At 71.8% G+C, this 21511-nt stretch carries 21 protein-coding genes; 16 read left to right on the forward strand and 5 right to left on the reverse strand.

Annotated features, from left to right (window positions below; genetic code table 11):
- Positions 1–6: 6 nt before the first annotated feature.
- From ACZ5DS_RS12310 to ACZ5DS_RS12325, 4 genes are read left to right on the forward strand one after another with little or no spacing between them, the layout of a single operon-like run.
- Complete coding sequence (locus ACZ5DS_RS12310; protein ID WP_468236666.1) at positions 7–930, forward strand: ABC transporter permease; 924 nt, start codon at positions 7–9, stop codon at positions 928–930.
- Positions 923–1903: an ABC transporter permease gene (locus tag ACZ5DS_RS12315; protein ID WP_468236668.1), complete on the forward strand. Its 981-nt coding sequence runs from the start codon at positions 923–925 to the stop codon at positions 1901–1903. The genes ACZ5DS_RS12310 and ACZ5DS_RS12315 overlap by 8 nt, the downstream gene beginning before the upstream one ends.
- Before the next feature lie 7 nt (positions 1904–1910).
- On the forward strand, positions 1911–2885 hold the full coding sequence (locus ACZ5DS_RS12320; protein WP_468236671.1) for an ABC transporter ATP-binding protein: 975 nt from the start codon (positions 1911–1913) through the stop codon (positions 2883–2885).
- Entirely contained in the window at positions 2878–3936 is a 1059-nt protein-coding gene (locus ACZ5DS_RS12325) for an ABC transporter ATP-binding protein (RefSeq protein ID WP_468236674.1), read from the forward strand. The genes ACZ5DS_RS12320 and ACZ5DS_RS12325 overlap by 8 nt, the downstream gene beginning before the upstream one ends.
- Positions 3937–4046: 110 nt before the next feature.
- On the opposite strand, the gene ACZ5DS_RS12330 is transcribed toward ACZ5DS_RS12325, so the two are convergent.
- Positions 4047–6188: a S9 family peptidase gene (locus tag ACZ5DS_RS12330; protein ID WP_468236677.1), complete on the reverse strand. Its 2142-nt coding sequence runs from the start codon at positions 6186–6188 to the stop codon at positions 4047–4049.
- Between the two features lie 201 nt (positions 6189–6389).
- Between ACZ5DS_RS12330 and ACZ5DS_RS12335 the strand changes: the two genes are divergently transcribed.
- The 8 genes from ACZ5DS_RS12335 to ACZ5DS_RS12370 all read left to right on the forward strand — a co-directional run bounded on the left by ACZ5DS_RS12335 (position 6390) and on the right by ACZ5DS_RS12370 (position 13935).
- Complete coding sequence (locus ACZ5DS_RS12335; protein WP_030649813.1) at positions 6390–6584, forward strand: hypothetical protein; 195 nt, start codon at positions 6390–6392, stop codon at positions 6582–6584.
- Positions 6585–6619: 35 nt separating this feature from the next.
- Entirely contained in the window at positions 6620–7486 is an 867-nt protein-coding gene (gene mshB / locus ACZ5DS_RS12340; RefSeq protein ID WP_468236679.1) for an N-acetyl-1-D-myo-inositol-2-amino-2-deoxy-alpha-D-glucopyranoside deacetylase, read from the forward strand.
- Positions 7483–7899, forward strand: a complete 417-nt coding sequence (locus tag ACZ5DS_RS12345; RefSeq protein WP_468236682.1) for a DUF6113 family protein — start codon at positions 7483–7485, stop codon at positions 7897–7899. The genes mshB and ACZ5DS_RS12345 overlap by 4 nt, the downstream gene beginning before the upstream one ends.
- 155 nt (positions 7900–8054) lie before the next feature.
- Positions 8055–10328 carry a hypothetical protein gene (locus ACZ5DS_RS12350; RefSeq protein WP_468236685.1) on the forward strand — a complete coding sequence of 758 codons (2274 nt, stop codon included), beginning with the start codon at positions 8055–8057 and terminating at the stop codon, positions 10326–10328.
- Between the two features lie 139 nt (positions 10329–10467).
- A complete protein-coding gene (locus tag ACZ5DS_RS12355; protein WP_468236688.1) occupies positions 10468–11397 on the forward strand; it encodes an ABC transporter ATP-binding protein in 930 nt (309 codons plus the stop codon).
- Positions 11394–12134: an ABC transporter permease gene (locus ACZ5DS_RS12360; RefSeq protein ID WP_468236690.1), complete on the forward strand. Its 741-nt coding sequence runs from the start codon at positions 11394–11396 to the stop codon at positions 12132–12134. The genes ACZ5DS_RS12355 and ACZ5DS_RS12360 overlap by 4 nt, the downstream gene beginning before the upstream one ends.
- A gap of 5 nt (positions 12135–12139) precedes the next feature.
- A complete protein-coding gene (locus tag ACZ5DS_RS12365) occupies positions 12140–13324 on the forward strand; it encodes a sensor histidine kinase (RefSeq protein ID WP_468238176.1) in 1185 nt (394 codons plus the stop codon).
- Positions 13321–13935: a response regulator gene (locus ACZ5DS_RS12370; RefSeq protein WP_468236693.1), complete on the forward strand. Its 615-nt coding sequence runs from the start codon at positions 13321–13323 to the stop codon at positions 13933–13935. Before ACZ5DS_RS12365 ends, ACZ5DS_RS12370 begins: the two co-directional genes overlap by 4 nt.
- A gap of 42 nt (positions 13936–13977) precedes the next feature.
- Here ACZ5DS_RS12370 and ACZ5DS_RS12375 read toward each other — a convergent pair whose 3' ends face one another.
- The gene (locus ACZ5DS_RS12375; protein WP_468236696.1) at positions 13978–14844 is read right to left on the reverse strand and encodes a transglutaminase family protein; all 867 of its coding nucleotides are present in this window, start codon (positions 14842–14844) and stop codon (positions 13978–13980) included.
- A gap of 111 nt (positions 14845–14955) precedes the next feature.
- Entirely contained in the window at positions 14956–15984 is a 1029-nt protein-coding gene (locus ACZ5DS_RS12380) for a GNAT family N-acetyltransferase (protein ID WP_468236698.1), read from the reverse strand.
- Positions 15985–16124: 140 nt separating this feature from the next.
- Here ACZ5DS_RS12380 and fdxA point away from each other — a divergent pair, with 140 nt between their 5' ends.
- Positions 16125–16442 carry a ferredoxin gene (gene fdxA / locus ACZ5DS_RS12385; RefSeq protein ID WP_010047804.1) on the forward strand — a complete coding sequence of 106 codons (318 nt, stop codon included), beginning with the start codon at positions 16125–16127 and terminating at the stop codon, positions 16440–16442.
- A gap of 123 nt (positions 16443–16565) precedes the next feature.
- Complete coding sequence (locus ACZ5DS_RS12390) at positions 16566–17663, forward strand: bifunctional succinyldiaminopimelate transaminase/glutamate-prephenate aminotransferase (protein ID WP_468236701.1); 1098 nt, start codon at positions 16566–16568, stop codon at positions 17661–17663.
- A gap of 64 nt (positions 17664–17727) precedes the next feature.
- Here ACZ5DS_RS12390 and ACZ5DS_RS12395 read toward each other — a convergent pair whose 3' ends face one another.
- Both ACZ5DS_RS12395 and ACZ5DS_RS12400 read right to left on the reverse strand, forming a co-directional pair.
- Positions 17728–18168: an ATP-binding protein gene (locus ACZ5DS_RS12395; RefSeq protein WP_468236704.1), complete on the reverse strand. Its 441-nt coding sequence runs from the start codon at positions 18166–18168 to the stop codon at positions 17728–17730.
- 274 nt (positions 18169–18442) lie between these two features.
- Positions 18443–19435 carry a VldE C-terminal domain-containing protein gene (locus tag ACZ5DS_RS12400; RefSeq protein ID WP_468236707.1) on the reverse strand — a complete coding sequence of 331 codons (993 nt, stop codon included), beginning with the start codon at positions 19433–19435 and terminating at the stop codon, positions 18443–18445.
- An 86-nt stretch (positions 19436–19521) separates the two neighbouring features.
- Between ACZ5DS_RS12400 and dapE the strand changes: the two genes are divergently transcribed.
- Together dapE and ACZ5DS_RS12410 are read left to right on the forward strand one after the other, a co-directional pair.
- Positions 19522–20601: a succinyl-diaminopimelate desuccinylase gene (dapE, locus tag ACZ5DS_RS12405; RefSeq protein ID WP_468236710.1), complete on the forward strand. Its 1080-nt coding sequence runs from the start codon at positions 19522–19524 to the stop codon at positions 20599–20601.
- Between the two features lie 126 nt (positions 20602–20727).
- On the forward strand, positions 20728–21486 hold the full coding sequence (locus ACZ5DS_RS12410) for an LOG family protein (protein ID WP_468236712.1): 759 nt from the start codon (positions 20728–20730) through the stop codon (positions 21484–21486).
- Positions 21487–21511 lie beyond the last annotated feature (25 nt).

Raw genomic sequence — 21511 nt, forward strand, 5'->3', positions numbered from 1 at the left:
GCGGCCATGGGACGCTATGTCGTCCGGCGGCTGCTCCAGATGATCCCGGTCTTCGTCGGGGCGACGCTGCTGATCTTCCTGATGGTGAACGTGATGGGCGACCCCGTCGCGGGGCTGTGCGGCGAGCGGGCCTGCGACCCGGCGACGGCCGCCCAGCTGAAGAGGGAGTTCGGCCTCGATAAGCCGGTGTGGCAGCAGTACCTGACCTACATGGGCCACCTCTTCACCGGCGACTTCGGCACCGCCTTCAACGGGCAGCCCGTCACCGAGCTGATGGCGACGGCGTTCCCCCCGACCATCCGGCTGACCGTCGTCGCGATCCTCTTCGAGATCGTCATCGGGATCACCCTCGGGGTGTTCTCGGGCCTGCGCCGAGGCCGGCCCGTCGACACGGGCGTGCTCCTCGGCACCCTGGTCGTCATCTCCGTCCCCGTCTTCGTCACCGGCCTGCTGCTCCAGCTCCTGCTCGGCGTCCAGTGGGGCTGGATCCAGCCGTCGGTCTCCCCGGACGCCACGCTCGGCGAGCTGATCGTGCCCGGTCTCGTCCTCGCCTCCGTCTCCCTCGCCTACGTCACCCGGCTGACCCGCACCTCCGTCGCGGAGAACAAGCGGTCCGACTACGTCCGTACGGCGATCGCCAAAGGCCTGCCCAGGCGCCGTGTCATCACCCGGCACCTGCTGCGCAACTCCCTCATCCCCGTCGTCACCTTCATCGGCGCCGACATCGGCGCGCTGATGGGCGGCGCCATCCTCACCGAGCGGATCTTCAACATCCACGGCGTCGGCTACCAGCTCTACCAGGGCATCGTCCGGCAGAACACCCAGACCGTCGTCGGCTTCGTGACGATCCTCGTCCTCGTCTTCCTCGTCGCCAACCTGCTGGTCGACCTGCTCTACGCCGTACTCGACCCGAGGATCCGCTATGCGTGAGCAGTCGTACGACCCCGATCGCGCCATCGCCCCCACCGGCGCGGGCGGCGCGATGGACCTGGCGGCGAGCGAGGCGGAGACCCTGGAGAAGACTCCTGGAGGTCCGCAGGGCACGGGCCCGGCGGGCAAGCCCCGCTCCCTGTGGTCCGACGCCTGGCGCGACCTGCGGCGCAACCCCGTCTTCCTCCTCTCCGCCCTGGTCATCCTCTTCCTGGTCCTCGTCTCCCTGTGGCCCTCGGCGATCGCCTCCGGCAGCCCCCTCACGTGCCACCTGTCCAAGGCCCAGCAGGGCTCACAGCCGGGCGCCCCCTTCGGGTACGACGGCCAGGGCTGCAACGTCTACACACGGACCGTCTACGGCGCCCGTACGTCCGTCACGGTGGGCGTGTGCGCCACGCTCGGGGTCGCGATCCTCGGGTCCGTGCTCGGCGCCCTTGCGGGCTTCTTCGGCGGCATCGGGGACTCGGTCCTGTCCCGCATCACCGACGTCTTCTTCGCCATCCCGGTCGTCCTCGGCGGCCTGGTGCTCCTGTCCGTGGTGACCAGCAACACGGTGTGGCCCGTCGTCGGGTTCATGGTGCTGCTGGGCTGGCCGCAGATCGCCCGCATCGCCCGCGGCTCGGTCATCACCGCGAAGCAGAACGACTACGTCCAGGCCGCCCGCGCCCTCGGCGCCTCCAACTCCCGCATCCTGCTCCGGCACATCGCCCCCAACGCCGTGGCCCCCGTGATCGTCGTGGCGACCATCGCGCTCGGCACCTACATCACCCTGGAGGCGACCTTGTCGTACCTCGGCGTGGGGCTGAAACCGCCGAACGTGTCCTGGGGCATCGACATCTCCGCCGCCTCCCCCTACATCCGCAACGCCCCACACGCACTGCTGTGGCCCTCGGGAGCCCTCGCCGTCACGGTCCTGGCCTTCATCATGCTCGGCGACGCGGTCCGCGACGCCCTGGACCCGAAGCTGAGGTGACGGCGTCATGCTGCTCGAAGTGCGTGACCTGCACGTGGAGTTCCGCATGCGGGACGGGATCGCGCGCGCCGTCAACGGGGTGTCGTACGCCGTCGACGCGGGGGAGACCCTGGCCGTGCTCGGCGAGTCGGGCTCCGGGAAGTCGGTGACCGCGCAGGCCGTCATGGGGATCCTCGACATGCCGCCCGGGCGGATCACCGGCGGGGAGATCCTCTTCCAGGGCAAGGACCTGCTGAAGCTCAAGGAGGAGGAGCGGCGGAAGGTCCGGGGCGCCGGGATGGCGATGATCTTCCAGGACGCGCTGTCCGCCCTCAACCCCGTGCTGTCCGTGGGCGACCAGCTCGGCGAGATGTTCGTCGTGCACCGGGGGATGTCGAAGAAGGACGCGCGGGCCAGGGCCGTCGAGCTGATGGACCGGGTGCGCATCCCGGGCGCGGCCCAGCGGGTGCGGGACTATCCCCACCAGTTCTCCGGCGGCATGCGCCAGCGCATCATGATCGCCATGGCGCTGGCGCTGGAGCCGGCCCTCATCATCGCCGACGAGCCGACCACCGCCCTGGACGTCACCGTCCAGGCCCAGGTCATGGACCTGCTCGCGGAGCTGCAGCGCGAGTACCACATGGGCCTGATCCTGATCACGCACGACCTCGGCGTCGTCGCGGACGTGGCCGACCGGATCGCCGTGATGTACGCGGGCAGGATCGTCGAGTCGGCCCCGGTCCACGACATCTACAAGGCGCCCGCGCACCCCTACACCCGCGGCCTGCTGGACTCCATCCCGCGCCTGCACCAGAAGGGCCAGGAGCTGTACGCGATCAAGGGCCTGCCGCCGAACCTGATGCACATCCCGCCCGGCTGCGCCTTCCACCCCCGCTGCCCGATGGCTCAGGACGTGTGCCGTACGGACGTGCCCCCGCTCTACGAGGTCTCCGAAGAGCGCGGCAGCGCCTGCCACTTCTGGAGGGAGTGCCTGCATGGCTGAGCCGATCCTGGAGGTCAGCGGCCTCGTCAAGCACTACCCGCTCATGCAGGGGATCCTGTTCAAGAAGCAGGTCGGCTCGGTGAAGGCCGTCGACGGTGTCGACTTCACGCTGGCCAAGGGCGAGACCCTCGGCATCGTCGGCGAGTCCGGCTGCGGCAAGTCGACGGTGGCGAAGATGCTGTGCAGCCTGGAGCGGCCGACGGCGGGTTCGATCAAGTTCAAGGGCGAGGACATCACCAAGCTGTCCGGCCGGGCCCTGAGAGCCGTACGCCGCAACATCCAGATGGTGTTCCAGGACCCGTACACCTCCCTCAACCCCCGGATGACGGTGGGGGACATCATCGGGGAGCCCTACGAGATCCACCCCGAGGCGGCCCCCAAGGGCGACCGCCGGCGCCGGGTGCAGGAGCTCCTGGACGTGGTCGGCCTCAACCCCGAGTACATCAACCGCTACCCGCACCAGTTCTCCGGCGGACAGCGCCAACGCATCGGCATCGCACGGGGGTTGGCGCTGCGCCCGGAGGTGATCGTCGCCGACGAACCGGTCTCCGCTCTGGACGTCTCGGTCCAGGCCCAGGTGATCAACCTCCTGGACCGCCTCCAGTCGGAGTTCGACCTCTCCTACGTCTTCATCGCCCACGACCTGTCGATCGTCCGGCACATCTCGGACCGGGTCGGGGTGATGTACCTGGGCCGCATCGTCGAGATCGGCAGCGACGCCGAGATCTACGACCACCCCACCCACCCCTACACGCAGGCGCTCCTCTCCGCCGTCCCCGTCCCCGACCCCGACGCCCGGGAGCACCGCGAGCGGATCATCCTCGTCGGCGACGTCCCGTCCCCGACGAACATCCCCTCCGGCTGCCGCTTCCGCACCCGCTGCTGGAAGGCACAGCAGCGCTGCGTCGTCGAGGTCCCGCTGCTGGCGGTCCCCGAGGCGTTCCGCGGTACGACCGGCCCCGCGGCACATGACTCGGCGTGCCACTTCGCCGAGGAGAAGGTGGTCGTGCCCCCGGAGGAGGCCCAGGGGCAAGGCAACGGGCCGGGATGACATGGCGCACCCCGGCCCGTTCACGGCACCCGCACGGCCGTACGCTGTTCAGCCTCGCGCGTCCGTATATCGGTGCCGCTTCCGTGAAGTTGCCTGTGTGTAAACGCGGTTCACGAGGATTTGCGCGGTTGTGCCAGCGAACGCCGCAGGAAGTCCACCTGGAGCAGGAGCAGGTTCTCCGCGACCTGTTCCTGGGGGGTCATGTGGGTCACGCCGGACAGCGGGAGCACCTCGTGGGGGCGGCCGGCCGCCAGGAGCGCCGAGGACAGCCGCAGGGTGTGGGCGGCCACCACGTTGTCGTCGGCCAGGCCGTGGATGATCATCAGCGGGCGGTGCGGCTCGGCGGGGGAGGACAGGCCGTCGTCGGTGACGAGGGAGTTACGGGCGTAGGTCTCGGGCTCCTCGGCCGGGTCGCCGAGGTAGCGCTCGGTGTAGTGGGTGTCGTAGAGACGCCAGTCCGTCACCGGGGCGCCCGCGATGCCCGCGTGGACGACGTCGGGGCGGCGCAGGACGGCGAGCGCCGCCAGATAGCCGCCGTAGGACCAGCCGCGGACGGCCACCCGGGACAGGTCCAGGGGGTAGCGCTTCGCCAGGTCCTGCAGGGCCTCGATCTGGTCGTCCAGGGTGAGCGTGAAATCGCGGTGGACCGCCTTCTCCCAGGCCGGGGAGCGGCCGGGGGTGCCCCGGCCGTCGGCGACGATCACCGCGAAGCCCTGGTCCGCGAACCACTGCGAGGTCAGATGCGCGTTGTGGGAGGCCACCACGCGCGGTCCGTGCGGGCCCCCGTAGGGGTCGAGGAGGACCGGCAGAGGAGTGTCTCCGGGGTAGTCCGTAGGCATAAGCACGGCGCACGGAATTCGGCGTGCGCCCCCTTCGGTGAGCGTCACCCGGGGGGACAAGCCGGGAACTTCGGCGTATGACGTGACAGTTGCTGTCTGTTTTCCGTCGCGCAGCACCTGGACACGGGTGCCCGGGCCGTCGAGCGTCGCGGACGCCAGCACCGTCACACCCCCGGCGCGCACCGCCGAGTGCACCCCCGGCGCCTGCGACACGCGCTCCACGCCGAGTTCGTTCACCCGATAGACATGAACCTCGCCAATCTCCGGGTCCTCCGCCTCCTCGCCCGCCGAGGCCGAGACCAGCACGTCGTCGGCCGTGACGTCGAGTACCGCACGGATGTGCAACTGCGGGCCGGTCAGCGGCCGTTCACCCACGGCCAGCACCCGCGCACCCCCCTCGTCCGCGATCCGGACAAGCCGCCCGGACGGGCTCCAGCAGGGCACACCGGCGAAAAGTTCCAGCCATGTTGGATCTTCGTCGGCGTGCACCATCCGGGTCGCCCCGGAGTCCGGGTCCACCGCCAGGAACACCTGGCTGCGCTGGTCCCGGGTCTGCACCAGCAGCAGCGGCGCACCCGCCTCTGACCAGTGCACACGCGCCAGATAGGGGTGGCGCGCGCGGTCCCAGACGACCTCCGTACGCCCCCCGTCGAGGCCCATCACGAACAGCCGTACGTCCGCGTTGTCCGTACCCGCCGCCGGGTAGGCGACGTGGTCTGGCTCACGCTCCGGGCGGGCGGGGTCGGCGATCCACCACCGCCGCACCGGCGTGTCGTCCACGCGCGCCACCAGCAGCCGGTCCGACTCCGGCGCCCACCAGAAACCCTGCGAACGCGCCATCTCCTCGGCCGCGACGAACTCGGCGAGCCCATAAGTGACCTGGCCGGCCCCCGCCGTGGCCTCCGGCTCCGCCAGCGCCCGGTCGCCCTCGCCCCCGGCGCCCGTCACCCGCAGCGCGCCCTGGGCGACGTACGCGATGTGCCGCCCGTCCGGCGACGGACGCGGGTCGATCACCGGGCCGGGAACGCGGAGTTCACGCGCCGTACCGGCCCGCAGCTCGGCCGTGAAAAGCCGCCCTGACAAGGCGAAAGCCGCCAACTCCACGGCCGCGTCGGTGGCGTAGTCGACGATGCCGGCCCCGCCCTCCCGGCTGCGCTCCCGGCGTGCCCGTTCCTCGGGAGAGAGCTGTTCCGAGGCGCCCCCGAGCAGGGTGCGCGGGTCGGCGGCCAGGCGCTCGGTGCCGTCCGCCGGATCCATGATCCACAGGGAATTGGCCCGGTCCGTGCCGGAGTTGGAGCGCAGGAACGCGACACGCGAACCGTCGGGAGCCACGGTGAACGCACGCGGCGCGCCGAGCGTGAAGCGCTGCGTGCGGGCGTGCCGACGGGGGAAGGAGTCAGCCTCGGTCGTCATACCCCGACCATATTGGCCATGCGCCCCCTTGTGCGGCCGTGCGCCGAGCGATGCGCGAGCACGGATAGTTATGATCACTACCGCTGTGTGGGTATGAACCTGCTGGCGTCTGCATGGATTTGCTCTATCGATCTACAACCGGGTCACAACCCCCATAGTCCGAACCCCCCGCGTCCCTGGGATCTTTGGAGGTGAGCCGCCGTGGCACTCTCGATTTCGGCGGTGGTGCTGCTGGCGATCATCGTCTTCCTGCTGATCAAGAAGTCAGGGCTGAAGGGAGGCCATGCGGTGGTCTGCATCCTGCTCGGCTTCTACCTCGCCTCCTCGACCGTCGCGCCGACGATCAGCGAGCTGACGACGAACGTCGCCAGCATGATCGGCAGCATCAAGTTCTGACGGCCGGCCCGGCGCGGACCTCGTAGGGTGTTCCCATGACGGTACTGCCCGAGCGGCGTCTGCTGCTGGTGCACGCGCACCCGGACGACGAGTCGATCAACAACGGCGCGACCATGGCCAGGTACGCCGCCGAGGGTGCCCACGTGACCCTGGTCACCTGCACCCTGGGTGAGCGGGGGGAGGTCATTCCGCCCGGGCTGCGGCATCTGACCGGCCCCGCGCTCGGCGCACACCGCCGCGGCGAGCTGACCGCCGCCCTGCGCGAGCTGGGCGTCTCGGATTCCCGGCTGCTCGGCGGCGCGGGCCGCTACGGCGACTCCGGCATGATGGGCATTCCCGACAACGAGGACCCCGACTGCTTCTGGCAGGCCGACCTCGACGAGGCCGCCCGGTCGCTCGTGGAGGTGATCCTGGAGATCCGCCCGCAGGTCCTCGTCACCTACGACGACAACGGCGGGTACGGCCACCCGGACCACATCCAGGCCCACCACGTCGCCATGCGGGCCGTCGAACTGGCGGACGAAGAGGGACACCGGATCGAGAAGGTCTACTGGAACCGCGTGCCGCGTTCCGTCGCCGAGGCCGCCTTCGCCCGCCTCCAGGACGACCTTCCCACGCTCCCGTTCGCAAAGAGCGCCACCCTGGCCGACGTGCCGGGCGTGGTCGACGACGACCGGATCACCACCGCGATCGACGGCAGCGCCCATGCCTCGGCCAAGGCCGCCGCCATGCGCGCCCACGCCACCCAGATCGAGGTGGCCGAGCCGTACTTCGCGCTCTCCAACGAGCTGGCCCAGCCGCTGCTCACCACCGAGTACTACGAGTTGGTGCGCGGCCCGGCGCAGCTCGGGGAGACCGACCTGTTCGCCGGTGTCGGCACCGGCGACGAGGAGGCGTCATGAGCAACGCCGGACGCGGCTCGGCGCTCGCCCAGCCCCTGCACCGCCCCTCGGCCGGACGCATGGCCGCCTACCTCGGGCTGTTCCTGCTCGGCGCGATCGTCGGGTTCGCCGGAACCCTGGTCCAGGCCGCCTGGTTCCCCGGCGGGCTGCTGCTCGCCCTCGCGGGCGCCGCCGGGCTGTTCCTCGGCGGGGCGTACGCGCTCGGCGGCCGGGCCGGGGCGGTCGCGCCGGTGGCCGGCTGGATCGTCGCCGTCATCCTGCTCACCGCCAGCCGCCCGGAAGGCGACTTCCTGTTCGGCGCCGGAGGGGGCTCCTACCTCTTCCTGCTCGGCGGCATGGCCCTCGCTGTGATCTGCGCCACCCTTGGCCCCGGACGGCAACCCGAGGGCGGCCCCGCCCGACTTGGCAAGTGACGTACCACTTCGCCGTGCGGCGCACGTGCGAGTCCCGTGTGGGTTTCCTCGGCGGTCATGGGATACGCGCCAGACGTGGCCAGTATGGTGGTGCGCGCCGCCGAGCTGCCCGCTGAGGTCGTAACGGGCGGCGGAGCCAACCGGGAGAACCTGCCTTGAGTCGTGAAACTGACACTCCGTCCTCCGGGTCCAGCGGGACCGGCGGAGCCGCATACCCCTCGGGGACGCCGCCGTACGGGACCCCCATGGCTCCCGACGCCGGTGCGGACGCGGGCCGTTCGGCCACCCAGCCCGAGGAACGCAAGACCGAGACCACGCTGACGACCCGGATCCGGATCAACATCCCCGGATCGCGGCCCATCCCGCCGGTCGTCGTGCGCAAACCCGTCGGGGACGCCGAGAGCGCCACGGAGGACCGGGGCGCCGACCCGAAGCCGGCTCCCGCCGCCGCGCCGCCCGCCGGTCCCGCCGAACCCCCCGCCGAGCCCGCAGCGCAGGCCGCCGAGAAGACCAGCGACTGGTTCGCGCCCCGCAAGTCCGGCACGCCCAAGGGCGGTCCGGGCGGCGGCGGCACGAACGGGGCCGGAATCCCCGGCGGTTCCACCGCCGCGGGCGCGTCGGCCGCCGCGCCGAGCGCTGCGGGCGGGCCGGGTGCCTCCGGCGCCGGTGCCACGGGTACGCGCCCCGGCGGCGGTCGGCCCGGTGGCGTGGTCGGTTCCATGAGCGCGCCGGGCGGCGGCCGCTCCGGCGCCGGCAAGGGCTCGGGCCTGCCCGGCGCCACCGGCGGCCCCGTGGCCCCGGGGCACGGCGGCGGCACCGGTTCCTTCGACGTGACCGAGGCGCTGGCCGCGGGTCCGCTGGGCGGCTCCCGCTCCGGCGCGAACGGCGGCGAACCGAGCCGCGACGACCTGCCGTACTTCTCGGAGAACGGCCAGAGCGCGTTCGACGGCACCGCCGGCGCGAACGGTACGAGCGGCCCCGGCGGGCCCAGCGGCTTCAACGGGCCGAGCGGCCAGGGCGGCCGCGGCCCGCAGGGCCCGGCGGGCCCCACCGGCGGTCCGGTGACCGGCGACGGATCGTTCGTCCCGCCGGCCGCTCCGAGGAGCGTGCTCAGCGACCTGGACAGGGATCTGGGCGAATCCTTCGACGGCCCGGGCGGCTACGGCGACACCGGCAGCCACCGCCTGCCCGGCGGTCCGTTCGCCCCCGGTGCCTCCGCCGGACCCGGCACGGCACCCGGCGGCGGACTCAGCGACGACACCGCGATCCTCACCCCGCAGAAGCCGGCCCCCGAACCGGGCACGCCCGGATACCGCTCCCCGGACAACGTCTCCGGGCACACGGTCACCAGCGGCATCCCGGTCATCCCGGCCGCGGGGAACTCCCCGTTCGGCTCCGGCGCCCACCCGGACGGCCCGGTGCCGCACACGCCGCCCAAGCTGCCCGACCCGTCCCCGCAGCCCAAGTCCCAGGCCAAACCGAAGAAGAAGGGCCGCAGCAAGCTCGTGCTGCTCGGCGCCGGCGTGTTCGTCCTCGCGGGCGGTGCCTACGGCGCCGGGCTGCTGATGAACCACACCGACGTGCCCAAGGGCACCACCGTCCTCGGCGTCGACATCGGCGGCGGCACCCGCGACGAGGCCGTCAAGAAGCTCGACGACGCCTTCGGCAGCCGGGTGAACAAGCCGCTGAAGCTGTCCGTCGGCGGCAGGACGGTGTCCCTCACGCCGGACAACGCGGGCCTGCAGTTCGACTTCCCGAGCACGGTCGGCGAGGCCGCCAAGAGCGACTACAACCCGGTCTCCGTGATCGGCTCCCTCTTCGGGCAGAAGCGGGAGGTCGAACCGGTCATGCCGGTGGACGAGGAGAAGCTCCAGGCCGCGCTCGAGCAGGTGGGCGGCGGCTCCGGCTCGGTCACCGACGGCACCATCAAGTTCGAGTCCGGCAAGGCCGTGGCCGTCTACGGCAAGGCGGGCAAGGGCGTCGACGCGGCCCAGTCGACCCAGGCGGTCGAACAGGCCTACCGCACGCTGGTGGAGACGGACACGGCGAACCCGGTCACGGTCCCGACGACCACCAAGCAGCCGACGGTGACGAACGCCGAGGTCGACCGGGAGATGAAGGAGTTCGCGGAGCCGGCGATGTCGGCCAAGGTGACGGTCCAGACGGACGCCGCGCACTCGGTCCCGATGAGCCCGCAGAACTCGCTGTGGAAGTTCCTCAGGGTGACGGCTGTCGACGGCAAGCTGGTCGACAAGCCCGACCTGGCCGCTCTGAAGCAGCTGTACGGTCAGGCGTTCGACGGGGTGCTCATCACCCGGGGCAACGGCAAGAAGACGCCGGTCACGCCCCAGGACGTCTACGTCGCCCTCCGCGAGGCGCTCATGAGCAAGACCAACCGGGTCGCCGTCATCAAGACCAACCCGAGCTAGCGCCACCCGGAAAGGGGCGTCCGGTGTCCGCCGGGCGCCCCTTTTCCTTCTGTCACCTTCTGCCCATGACATCTGTCATCCGGCACTCAGGACCTCCGACACTGCCGGCCCCCGGGCCCCCTCGGTGAGCATGGTGGGCATGACAACAACAGCGGCACCGGCCACCACCACCCCGGTGGTCGGGTTCGACCAGGTGACCAAGACGTACGGGAGCGTGCGGGCCGTCGACGGGCTCTCGCTCCGGCTGTACCCGGGGGAGACCGTCGCCCTCCTCGGCCCGAACGGCGCCGGCAAGTCCACCACCCTCGACCTCCTGCTCGGGCTCAAGCACCCCGACAGCGGCACGGTCGGTGTGTTCGGCACCAGCCCGCGCGAGGCGATCGTCGCCGGGCGGGTCGGGGCCATGCTGCAGAGCGGCGGCCTGATGGACGAGGTCACCGTCACCGAGCTGGTGAAGCTGGCCTGCTCCCTGCACCCGAAGCCGTACAAGGTCGACGACGTCCTCACCCGCGCCGGCATCGCGCAGATCGCCGACCGCAAGGTCAACAAGCTCTCCGGCGGCCAGGCCCAGCGCGTCCGCTTCGCACTCGCCACCGCCGGCGACAGCGACCTGATCGTCCTGGACGAGCCGACCACCGGCATGGACGTCTCCGCCCGCCAGGCCTTCTGGGCCACCATGCGGGAACAGGCCGACCAGGGCCGTACGGTCCTCTTCGCCACCCACTACCTCGAAGAGGCCGACGCCATCGCCGACCGGGTGCTGGTACTGCACCGCGGCCGCCTGCTCGCCGACGGCACCGCCGCCGAGATCAAGGCCAAGGCGGGCGCCCGCCGTGTCTCCTTCGACCTGGAGGGCGGGATCGACGAGGCGGCCCTGCGCGGCCTGCCCTTCCTGACCTCGATCGACGTATCCGGCCAGACCGTCCGCATCCAGTCGTCCGACGCCGACGCGACCGTCCACGCCCTGTACGGCCTCGGCGTCTACCCCCGCAACCTCGAAGTCGCCGGTCTGGGCCTTGAGCAGGCCTTCGTCGCCATCACGGAGGCCGAGGAGGCCAAGCAGTCATGAACGCGCTCATCAAGCTCGAACTGACCCGCGCCCTGCGCAACAAGAAGTTCCTGTTCTTCTCGGTGCTCTACCCCTCGCTCCTCTTCCTGATCTTCGGCGGCAGCGCCGGGGCGAACGAGAAGGTCACCGGCAGCGGCCTGACCGTCGCCACCTACCTGATGGTCTCCATGGCCTCCTTCGGCGCCCTGACGGCCGTCCTGATGGGCAACAGCGAACGCATCGCCAAGGAACGCGAGAGCGGCTGGGTACGGCAGCTGCGCCTCACCACGCTGCCCGGGCGCGGCTACGTCCTCGCCAAGACCGCCGGCGCGGCCGTGGTCAGCCTGCCGTCGATCATCATGGTGTTCCTCGTCGCCGCCGTCGTGAAGGACGTACGCCTGGACGCCTGGCAGTGGCTCGCGCTCACCGGGGTCATCTGGGCCGGCAGCCTCGTCTTCGCCGCGCTCGGCGTCGCCATCGGCTACCTCGCCACCGGGGACGCGGTACGGCCCATCACGATGATCATCTACTTCGGTCTGTCGCTGCTCGGCGGCCTGTGGATGCCGTCGACCACCTTCCCGCAGTGGTTGCAGGACATCGCCAAGTGGCTGCCCACCCACGCGTACGCTGCCCTGGGGCGGGCGATCGAACAGAGCCAGGCCCCGAGCGCCCAGGACATCGCCATCCTCGTCGTCTCGTTCGTCCTCTTCGCGGGCGGCGCGGCCTGGCTGTACCGGAAGGACACGCTGAAGGCGTGAGCACGATGACGGAAGACCGGAGCACAGGCGGTACGAAGCACGCGCCCGTGGGCTGGCCGCCCGGCAACCGGCGCGAGCTGCTGGTCAAGATTCTGTGGATCGGCGTCTGGCTGGTCTTCCTCAGCTCGCCGGTCCACGACCTGATCAACGGCGGACACACCACGGGTGCCACCGTGGCAGGCTCACTCGGCCTCGCGGCCTTCGTCGGGGTCTATCTGACGCTGGTCTTCCGCAACATCGGCCGGCCGTTCTCCCCGCGCATCGTCCTCACCCTGGGCGCGATCCTCGGCGTCCTCGCCCCCGTCCTCGCCTACACCCTCGGCAGCGCCTGGCTCGGCCTCTTCGTCTACGTGTCGGTCGCCTGCGGGGCCACGCTGCCGCTGAAGGCCGCCTACTGGGCCATCCCGGCCACCGCCGTCACGATGTACCTCGTCGGACTGCACTCCGACGAGCAGGCGGGGCGCGACCTGCTCCTGCTGACCCTGCTCATCGGCTTCGCGATGACCGGCGTCGGCCAACTGGTGCGTACCACCATCGAGTTGCGCAAGGCCCGGGCCACCGTCGCCCAGCTCGCCGCCAACGAGGAGCGGCTGCGCCTCGCCCGCGACCTGCACGACCTGCTCGGCCACTCCCTCTCCCTGATCACGCTGAAGAGCGAGCTGGCCGGCCGGATGCTGCCCGGCCACCCCGACAAGGCGGCCCAGCAGGTCGCCGACATCGAACAGGTCAGCCGCCAGGCCCTGGTCGACGTCCGCGAGGCCGTCACCGGCTACCGCCGCCCCCGCCTCGCCGCCGAACTCGCCGGCACCCAGGTCGCGCTCACCGCCGCCGGGGTGGCGGCCGAGGTGCCCGCGGAACCCGACCTCACCGACGTCCCCGAGGAGGCCGAGGCCGCCCTCGCCTGGGCGCTGCGCGAGGCGGTCACCAACGTGGTCCGGCACAGCGGCGCCGACCGGTGCGTCGTCCAGCTCGTGCGCCGGCAGACCCTGGACGGGCCGACGCTCGAACTCTGCGTCGAGGACAACGGATCCGGCGGCTCCGGCAAGGGGCACGGCAACGGTCTGAGCGGCATGACCGAGAGGCTTCAGAAGGCCGGCGGGACGCTGGAGGCGGGCCGGGCCAGGCACGGGTTCCGGCTCGTCGCCCGGGTGCCTGCGGTGCCCTCGGCGGACGTAGGATCCGGGGCATGACGAGCATGATCAAGGTCCTCCTGGCGGAGGACCAGTCGATGGTCCGCGAGGCGCTCGCCGCCCTGCTCGGCCTGGAGGACGACATCGAGGTCGTCGCCCAGGTCGCGCGCGGGGACGAGGTGCTGGCGGCCGTCGGCGCGCACGGTGTGGACGTGGCGCTGCTCGACATCGAGATGCCCGGCTGCACCGGCATCGAGGCGGCGGCCCAGGTGCGCCGGGAGCACCCCGCGGTCAAGCTCGTCGTCCTGACCACCTTCGGCCGCCCCGGCTATCTGCGCAGCGCGATGGAGGCGGGCGCCGACGCGTTCCTGGTCAAGGACGCGCCGGCCGCCCAACTCGCCGACGCGGTCCGCAAGGTGCTCGCCGGCGAGCGGGTCATCGACCCCACGCTGGCCGCGGCCGCACTGGCCGAGGGCGCGAACCCGCTGACCGAACGGGAACGCGAGGTGCTGCGCGCGGCGGCCGACGGCTCCACCAACGCGGAGCTGGCCAAGGCCCTCCATCTGTCCCAGGGCACGGTCCGCAACTACCTCTCCACGGCCATCCAGAAGCTCGCGGTACGCAACCGGGCGGAGGCGGTGCGCACGGCGCGGGAGAAAGGCTGGCTCTGAGCGGTCGCCCGAGTGATCGTCCGAGCGGTCCGTTCCGGGTGGTCAGTTGAGCATCGCCCGGGCCGTGCGGGCCTGCTCGCGCACCTTGCGCGCGGCCGACTCGTCGACGACCTCGATCAGATGGGCGTACGCCTCCAGCTCCGCGGCTCCCGTCGTGTACTCGCCCCGCTGCACCAGCAGGTGTCCCCGCTCGTAGCGCAGCCGAGCCGGGTGCGCGGGCAGCAGCAGGCTCAGCTCCACGGCACGCAGCGCCACGTCCGACCGCTCGGGCCGAGCGGCGGCCCACGCCCGGATGTTGTTCAGGATCCGCTGCACCACCTCCAGCGGCGGCGCGGGCACCAGCATCGAGGGCTGCAGCGGCGCCCCCGTGGCCCCCACCACGAGCAGCTCGGCATCCGCCCCGGTCAGCACCCTGCCCGCGTCGAACGGATCGGCCAGCACCTGTTCCTCGGCCGGACCGAACCCGACCACGAAGTGGCCGGGCAGCGCGACCCCGTACACCGGGGCGCCCGCTCTTCTCGCCACCTCCATCCACACCACCGACAGCAGGATCGGCAGCCCGCGCCGCCGTCGCAGCACCTCGTGCAGCAGCGAGGACTCCAGACGCTGGTAGTCGGCGGGGGTCCCGTGGAACTCGTAGCGCTCGCCCAGCAGCCGGGACACCGCCTCCGCCCACGCCCGCGGGCCGCCCGGCCGATAGGGCAGCAGCCCGGCCAGCCGGTCCAGCTCCAGCTGCGCCGCGTCGATGCCCTGCTCACCCAGCGACCCGTCCGCCTCCGCGCCGATCAACAGACACAGCGCCGACAGATCCGGCCGCTCGGACCGCGCCTCCTCCGCGAACCGCCGCCGCACCTCGGCGGACCGCTCCGGCGGGGGCGGATACGGAGGCGGAAGAAGAGGATGCCGCATGCCTGGCTCATGCCCGTCCACAACGATCCCTACGACGATCCGGGGCTGATGTTCTTCGCAGCCGGGCGCGGCTCGTGCCGCCCGCATCGGTACCAGTACCGCGCGTCGGGCTCATCCGGCGTCCCCCTGGTCGGCGGCGCCGTGCTCTTCCGGTGCCCGGTAATGGTGGTAGGCGTGGTGCGGGGACATGCCGAGGGCGGCGTACAGGGCACGGGCGGGCTCGTTGTCGTCTTCCACCTGGAGCCAGGCCGCCGAGGCGCCCTCGGACAGGGCGCGCCGGGCCAGCGCGGACATGACCTCGGTGGCCAGGCCCTGGCGGTGGCGGGCGGGGTCGACCTCGACGGCGGCGAAGCCGGCCCAGCGGCCGTCCACCACGCACCGCCCGATCGCCGCCGGCGGCTCCCCGGCCGCGCCGGGCACCGTCGCGAACCACACCGACGGGCCGGTGGCGAGCACCCGCAGGGCCACCTCGGTCATTCCCTTGCGCTGGTAACGGGAGAGCCACGCCGCGTCGGCCTCCCGGGACAGCAGCACCCCGGTGCCCTCGGCCCGGTCCGCGATCGGTGCCAGTGCCCCGGTCCACAGCTCGGCGGTCACCTCCCGCACCCACCCGCGCCGCTCCAGCTCCGCGCACAGCAGCTCCTGCGTGCCCTCGGCGCCGGTGGCGGTCTGGATGTAGGCGGGCAGGCCGCGCTCGCCGTACCAGCGTCGTACGGTCTCCAGGGCCGCGTCGAGCGGGAGACCCGGGTCACCGAGCGGCAGCACACTGTTGGCGCGTCGCGTGAACCCGTCGGCCGCCCGTAGCTCCCACTCGCCCAGCCGCTCGCTCTCCACCGGCCGCCACGCGCGCGCGGCGATGCGCGCCAGCTCCGCATAGCTCGCGGCCGGACCCCGGCGGCGCGCCGGCGCGGCCGGTACCACCTTGCCCGCGACCAGCGCGGACTCCGGGATCCGGACACTCCGCCCGTCCCGCCGTGTGATCATGAGCACGCCGTCGTCCCATGATGTGAGAACACCCACCGTGTCGGTGAACTTCTCCCCTGCCGTTCCAGGTTCGCCCAAGCGCCGTACGGAGACCCGTTTGCCCACGTCAGCGGCGGTGATACGGACCTCGAGGCGTCCGTGCGCCGATATTTCCACTGGTCAGTTCACCCCTCCTGTATGGATCATGCCCCGGAACGGAGATACTAGGGGCGGGCATCGACGACGCCGCGCTCCCGCGCGCCAGGCGGCGGAGCCTATGGAGGCCCGCCAGCGCCCTATCGAGGAGGAACGACAGCGTGACCTACGTCATCGCGCAGCCTTGTGTCGACGTGAAGGACAAGGCGTGCATCGAGGAGTGCCCGGTCGACTGCATCTACGAGGGCTCCCGGTCCTTGTACATCCACCCGGACGAATGCGTCGACTGTGGTGCCTGTGAGCCGGTCTGCCCGGTCGAGGCGATCTTCTACGAGGACGACACTCCGGAGGAGTGGAAGGACTACTACAAGGCGAACGTCGAGTTCTTCGACGAGCTGGGCTCTCCCGGCGGCGCCAGCAAGCTGGGGCTGATCGAGCGCGACCACCCCTTCATCGCCGCGCTGCCGCCGCAGGCCTAGTGACCGTTTGAGCGGCCCAGCGGCCCGTATCCGCGCCGCCTCGGTCCCGTACGGCCCGATCGCCTTGATCACCGCCGTACGGGACCGAGGCGTTTGCCGTACCGACGAAAGCGAGCAAGACCCGTGTCCGCAGTCTCCGACCGCCTTCCGACGTTCCCCTGGGACAAGCTGGAGCCGTACAAGAAGACGGCCGCCGCGCACCCGGACGGCATCGTCGACCTGTCCGTCGGCACCCCGGTCGACCCGGTTCCCGAACTGATCCAGAAGGCTCTGGTCGATGCGGCCGACTCGCCGGGCTACCCGACGGTCTGGGGCACGCCCGCGCTGCGGGACGCGATCACCGGGTGGCTGGAGCGCCGCCTGGGCGCCCGTGAGGTCACCCACCGCCATGTGCTGCCGGTCGTCGGCTCCAAGGAACTGGTCGCCTGGCTGCCGACCCAGCTGGGCCTCGGCCCCGGCGACAAGGTGGCGTACCCGCGCCTGGCCTACCCGACCTACGAGGTCGGCGCCCGCCTGGCCCGCGCGGACTACGAGGTCTACGACGACCCGCGCGAGCTGGACCCGGCGAACCTCAAGCTGCTCTGGCTGAACTCGCCGTCGAACCCGACCGGCCGGGTCCTGTCCAAGGACGAGCTGACCGGCATCGTCGCCTGGGCCCGTGCACACGGCGTCCTGCTCGTCTCCGACGAGTGCTACCTGGAGCTGGGCTGGGAGGCCGACCCGGTCTCGGTCCTGCACCCCGACGTCAACGGCGGCTCCTACGACGGCATCGTCGCCGTCCACTCCCTCTCCAAGCGCTCCAACCTGGCCGGCTACCGTGCCGCCTTCCTGGCGGGCGACCCGGCCGTCCTGGGCCCCCTCCTGGAGATCCGCAAGCACGGCGGCATGATGACCTCGGCGCCGACGCAGGCGGCGGCAGCGGCGGCCCTCGGCGACGACGAGCACGTCCGCGTCCAGCGCGAGCGCTACGCGGCGCGCCGCGCGGCCCTGCGCGACGCCCTCGTCCGCCACGGCTTCCGCATCGAGCACAGCGAGGCCAGCCTCTACCTCTGGGCCACCCGGGACGAGTCCTGCTGGACCACGGTCGCCCACCTCGCCGAGCTGGGCATCCTGGTCGCTCCCGGCGACTTCTACGGCGAGGCGGGCGAGAACTTCGTCCGTGTGGCCTTCACGGCGACGGACGAACGCGTCCGTGCGGCGGTGGCCCGGCTGACGGCGTAACCGGACCGAGACAGCGCAACGGGGCCCAGGGAAACTCCCTGGGCCCCGTTGTCGTCAGCGAGCGTCAGCTGGGGATCTGCAGACCGTCCAGGGTCGGGGCACCCTTGGCGAGGGAGCCGGCCGGCAGGGTGCCGCCCTTCGTCGCGCTGGACGCGGCACCGCCGAGCGCGGTCCCAGCGGTGCCGACGACAGTTCCGACGGCCTTCTGCGCCGCAGGCGTCGCCTTCTTCACGGCACCACCGCCGGTCTTGGCCGCGGCGGGCACCGTCTGCTTGACCGCCTTGCTGCCCGCGTCAGTCGCGAGGCCGGTGGCGTGCTGCGTCGCACCGTCGAGGGTGCCGGCGGCGTTCGCCCCGTCCAGCGCGGTCAGGCCGCCGACGTTCGGAGTGGCTTCCGGCAGGCTGGTGGCCGCGCCGGCAGAGCCGGCCGCACCGACCCCGGCGGCCGCTCCTGCTGCGACGATCAGCGCGGCACGGGCGATCCGACGGGTCAGAGGGAGGGACATAATGCTCCATTCGACGGGAGAAACGGTGTTGGTGTCCGGACTCGGACGCCGTGACTACCGCTCGAAGCCGACGAAGGTTGCGGACGCCGAAGGTAAAGAATGGATAACGCATCGCATTATCGGTTGTGGATAAAAACGGGCAAAGAACACCTGCCCCGGACCCTGCAGAATCCTTACGGCCCTTGATTTCCCGGGGTTCTCGAAAGTTCGCCGCAGCCCGCCGGAAAATATGCGCGCCCCGCGGCCGTACAACCCGGCCGAGTGATCCCCCGTACTACTGTCCGGCCACGATCCGGACCGATCCCACGGACCTCTCCGCGCCCGCGGCCCCCTTCGAGCCGGTCGTGCGCCACGCGCCGCCGCCGCTCCCCGCAGTCCACTCCCGGCCCGCGTACGCCACCTGCTGGATGTGCAGCGCCGAGGAGTTGGCCACGGCCCAGTGCGCGAGCTGCCAGCCACGCTCCCGCTCGCTGCGCCCGGTCGCGTCCTGCTTCCCGCCCTCGGGCACCGGGACGGTCACTGTGCGCCCGCGCGCGCTCGAGGTCACGCTCGGGGACGGCGACGGCGACGGAACCTGCGTACCGCCCACCTCGGCGCCCGTCTCCTGCAGCGCGTCCCGCCCGAAGTCCCGTACCAGCGCCGCCCGTACCGCGTCGGGACCGGTCGCCTCTGCGGTGCGCGCCGGGCGCCCGTCGCAGGTCAGCGTGGCCGCCGCCTGCCCGGTCAGCGCGGCCGCCAGCAGCGTGGCGTCCGGCTCGTGCTTCGCGTACGCCTCCGGATAGCCGCTGCGCTGCACCCGCTGCGCGGCCACCGTCAGCGGCAGCCCCGTGTAGTCCGGCACCTTGGCCAGGTGCGCGTAGAAGATGCCCGCCGCGTACGCCGGGTCCATGATCTGCTGCTCGGTGCCCCAGCCCTGTGAGGGCCGCTGCTGGAACAGGCCCAGGGAATCCCGGTCGCCGTGCTCGATGTTGCGCAGCCCCGACTCCTGGATGGCGGTCGCCAGCGCGATGGTCACCGCCCGCTCGGGCATGCCCCGCCCGGTGCCGACGGCGGCGATCGTCGCCGCGTTCACCGCCTGCTCGGGCGTGAACTCGTACGACGCCCCGTCGCCCGTGCTCGAGACCACCTTGCAGCCGCGCGCACCCGGCCCTCCGGTGATGTACTGCACCACGAGATAGGCGACGACGCCGGACAGGACCAACAGCGCCGCGCCGATACGGAGGAGGCGGCCGCGACGCTTGGGACGAGTGGGGGACGGGTCTGGCACGCGTACAAGGTACTGGAGCGCCTTCCGGCCCTCACGCCGGGTCCGGCGACCACTGCTGACCTGGGGCCCGCGCTAGGGTCGGAGCCATGGCCGACACCTCGCTTGACCTCACGCTGGACGCCGCCGCGCTCACCGCGCGGCTCGTGGACTTCCCCTCCGAGAGCGGCACCGAGAAGCCCCTCGCGGACGCGATCGAGACCGCCCTGCGCGCCCTGCCGAACCTGACGGTGGACCGGTACGGCAACAACGTGATCGCCCGCACGCACCTGGGCCGCGCGGAGCGCGTCATCCTGGCCGGCCACATCGACACGGTGCCGATCGCGGAGAACGTCCCGTCGCGGCTGGACGAGGACGGCGTCCTCTGGGGCTGCGGCACCTGCGACATGAAGTCCGGGGTCGCGGTGCAGCTGCGCATCGCCGCGACCGTCCCCGCCCCCAACCGCGACCTGACCTTCGTGTTCTACGACAACGAGGAGGTCGCCGCCGAGCTCAACGGCCTCAGGCACGTGGCCGAGGCCCATCCCGAGTGGCTGCGGGGCGACTTCGCGGTCCTGCTGGAGCCCTCCGACGGCCAGGTCGAGGGCGGCTGCCAGGGCACGCTGCGGGTGCTGCTGAAGACCAAGGGCGAGCGGGCCCACTCCGCGCGCGGTTGGATGGGCTCCAACGCCATCCACGCGGCGGCCCCCGTCCTGGCCCGCCTCGCCTCCTACGAGCCCCGCTGGCCGGTCATCGACGGGCTGGAGTACCGCGAGGGCCTGAACGCGGTCGGCATCAGCGGTGGCGTCGCGGGCAACGTGATCCCCGACGAGTGCGTGGTCACGGTCAACTTCCGGTACGCCCCCGACCGCACCGAGGAGGAGGCGATCGCGCACGTCCGCGAGGTGTTCGCGGGCTGCGGTGTCGAGGAGTTCGTGGTCGACGACCACAGCCCCGGCGCGCTGCCCGGCCTCTCCCACCCGGCCGCGGCCGCCTTCATCGAGGCGGTGGGCGGCACCCCGCAGCCCAAGTACGGCTGGACCGACGTCTCCCGCTTCTCCGCGCTCGGCGTGCCCGCCGTCAACTACGGCCCGGGCAACCCGCACTTGGCGCACAAGCGGGACGAGCGGGTCGAGGTGGCGAAGATCCTTGCGGGCGAGGAGCGGCTGCGCAACTGGCTCACCGCGTAAGGGTCCGCACAGGGTCGGCGCAAGGGTCCCGTACGGCGCTTCATGGCGGACATGCGGACGTCCCCCCTCCGTAACCTGCGTCGATCTAGTCTGAGATCGAACTACCGGCAAGCGGAGGGAGCGCACATGGCTACCGGGAACCCCGAGGGGAAGAAGCAGCCGCCGGACGAGCAGCGGCTCGGACCGGTCCTCCGACGGCGCGGTCAGGTCACGTCCAGCACGACCGACCAGCGGCTGCTGGACGCGGGCGGGCCCTCGGACTGGGTGCACACCGACCCCTGGCGGGTGCTGCGGATCCAGTCGGAGTTCATCGAGGGCTTCGGCACGCTGGCCGAACTTCCCCCCGCCATCAGCGTGTTCGGCTCCGCCCGTACGAAGGTGGACTCGCCGGAGTACGACGCGGGCGTGCGGCTGGGCCGCGGCCTGGTCGAGGCGGGCTGGGCGGTGATCACCGGGGGCGGCCCGGGGGCCATGGAGGCGGCCAACAAGGGTGCGTTGGAGGCGGGCGGCATCTCGGTGGGGCTCGGTATCGAGCTGCCGTTCGAGCAGGGGCTGAACCCTTACGTCGACATCGGGCTCAACTTCCGCTACTTCTTCGTCCGCAAGATGATGTTCGTGAAGTACGCGCAGGGTTTCGTCGTGCTTCCGGGCGGCCTCGGCACCCTCGACGAACTCTTCGAGGCCCTCACCCTCGTCCAGACCCAGAAGGTCACCCGCTTCCCGATCGTTCTGTTCGGCAGCGCGTACTGGGGCGGCCTGGTGGCGTGGCTGGAGAACACACTGGTGGCCCAGGGCAAGGCGTCCGAGAAGGACCTGCTGCTGTTCCACGTGACGGACGACGTCGACGAAGCGGTGGCCCTGGTCTCAAAGGAAGCCGCCCGCTGACCCCGCCCCCGGGGGCTCCGCCCCC

It is taken from the genome of Streptomyces sp. NPDC031100, assembly GCF_055570785.1.

Bases quoted from the DNA above. Each gene is read 5' to 3' on its own strand.
- ACZ5DS_RS12345 (WP_468236682.1), top strand. From the start codon at position 7,483: ATGAGCAACGCCGGACGCGGCTCGGCGCTCGCCCAGCCCCTGCACCGC.
- ACZ5DS_RS12365 (WP_468238176.1), top strand. From the start codon at position 12,140: ATGACGGAAGACCGGAGCACAGGCGGTACGAAGCACGCGCCCGTGGGC.
- ACZ5DS_RS12395 (WP_468236704.1), bottom strand. From the start codon at position 18,168: ATGTCCCTCCCTCTGACCCGTCGGATCGCCCGTGCCGCGCTGATCGTC.
- ACZ5DS_RS12325 (WP_468236674.1), top strand. From the start codon at position 2,878: ATGGCTGAGCCGATCCTGGAGGTCAGCGGCCTCGTCAAGCACTACCCG.
- ACZ5DS_RS12315 (WP_468236668.1), top strand. From the start codon at position 923: ATGCGTGAGCAGTCGTACGACCCCGATCGCGCCATCGCCCCCACCGGC.
- ACZ5DS_RS12320 (WP_468236671.1), top strand. From the start codon at position 1,911: ATGCTGCTCGAAGTGCGTGACCTGCACGTGGAGTTCCGCATGCGGGAC.
- ACZ5DS_RS12330 (WP_468236677.1), bottom strand. From the start codon at position 6,188: ATGACGACCGAGGCTGACTCCTTCCCCCGTCGGCACGCCCGCACGCAG.
- ACZ5DS_RS12375 (WP_468236696.1), bottom strand. From the start codon at position 14,844: ATGCGGCATCCTCTTCTTCCGCCTCCGTATCCGCCCCCGCCGGAGCGG.
- ACZ5DS_RS12310 (WP_468236666.1), top strand. From the start codon at position 7: ATGGGACGCTATGTCGTCCGGCGGCTGCTCCAGATGATCCCGGTCTTC.
- dapE (WP_468236710.1), top strand. From the start codon at position 19,522: ATGGCCGACACCTCGCTTGACCTCACGCTGGACGCCGCCGCGCTCACC.
- ACZ5DS_RS12355 (WP_468236688.1), top strand. From the start codon at position 10,468: ATGACAACAACAGCGGCACCGGCCACCACCACCCCGGTGGTCGGGTTC.
- mshB (WP_468236679.1), top strand. From the start codon at position 6,620: ATGACGGTACTGCCCGAGCGGCGTCTGCTGCTGGTGCACGCGCACCCG.
- ACZ5DS_RS12370 (WP_468236693.1), top strand. From the start codon at position 13,321: ATGACGAGCATGATCAAGGTCCTCCTGGCGGAGGACCAGTCGATGGTC.
- ACZ5DS_RS12410 (WP_468236712.1), top strand. From the start codon at position 20,728: ATGGCTACCGGGAACCCCGAGGGGAAGAAGCAGCCGCCGGACGAGCAG.
- ACZ5DS_RS12360 (WP_468236690.1), top strand. From the start codon at position 11,394: ATGAACGCGCTCATCAAGCTCGAACTGACCCGCGCCCTGCGCAACAAG.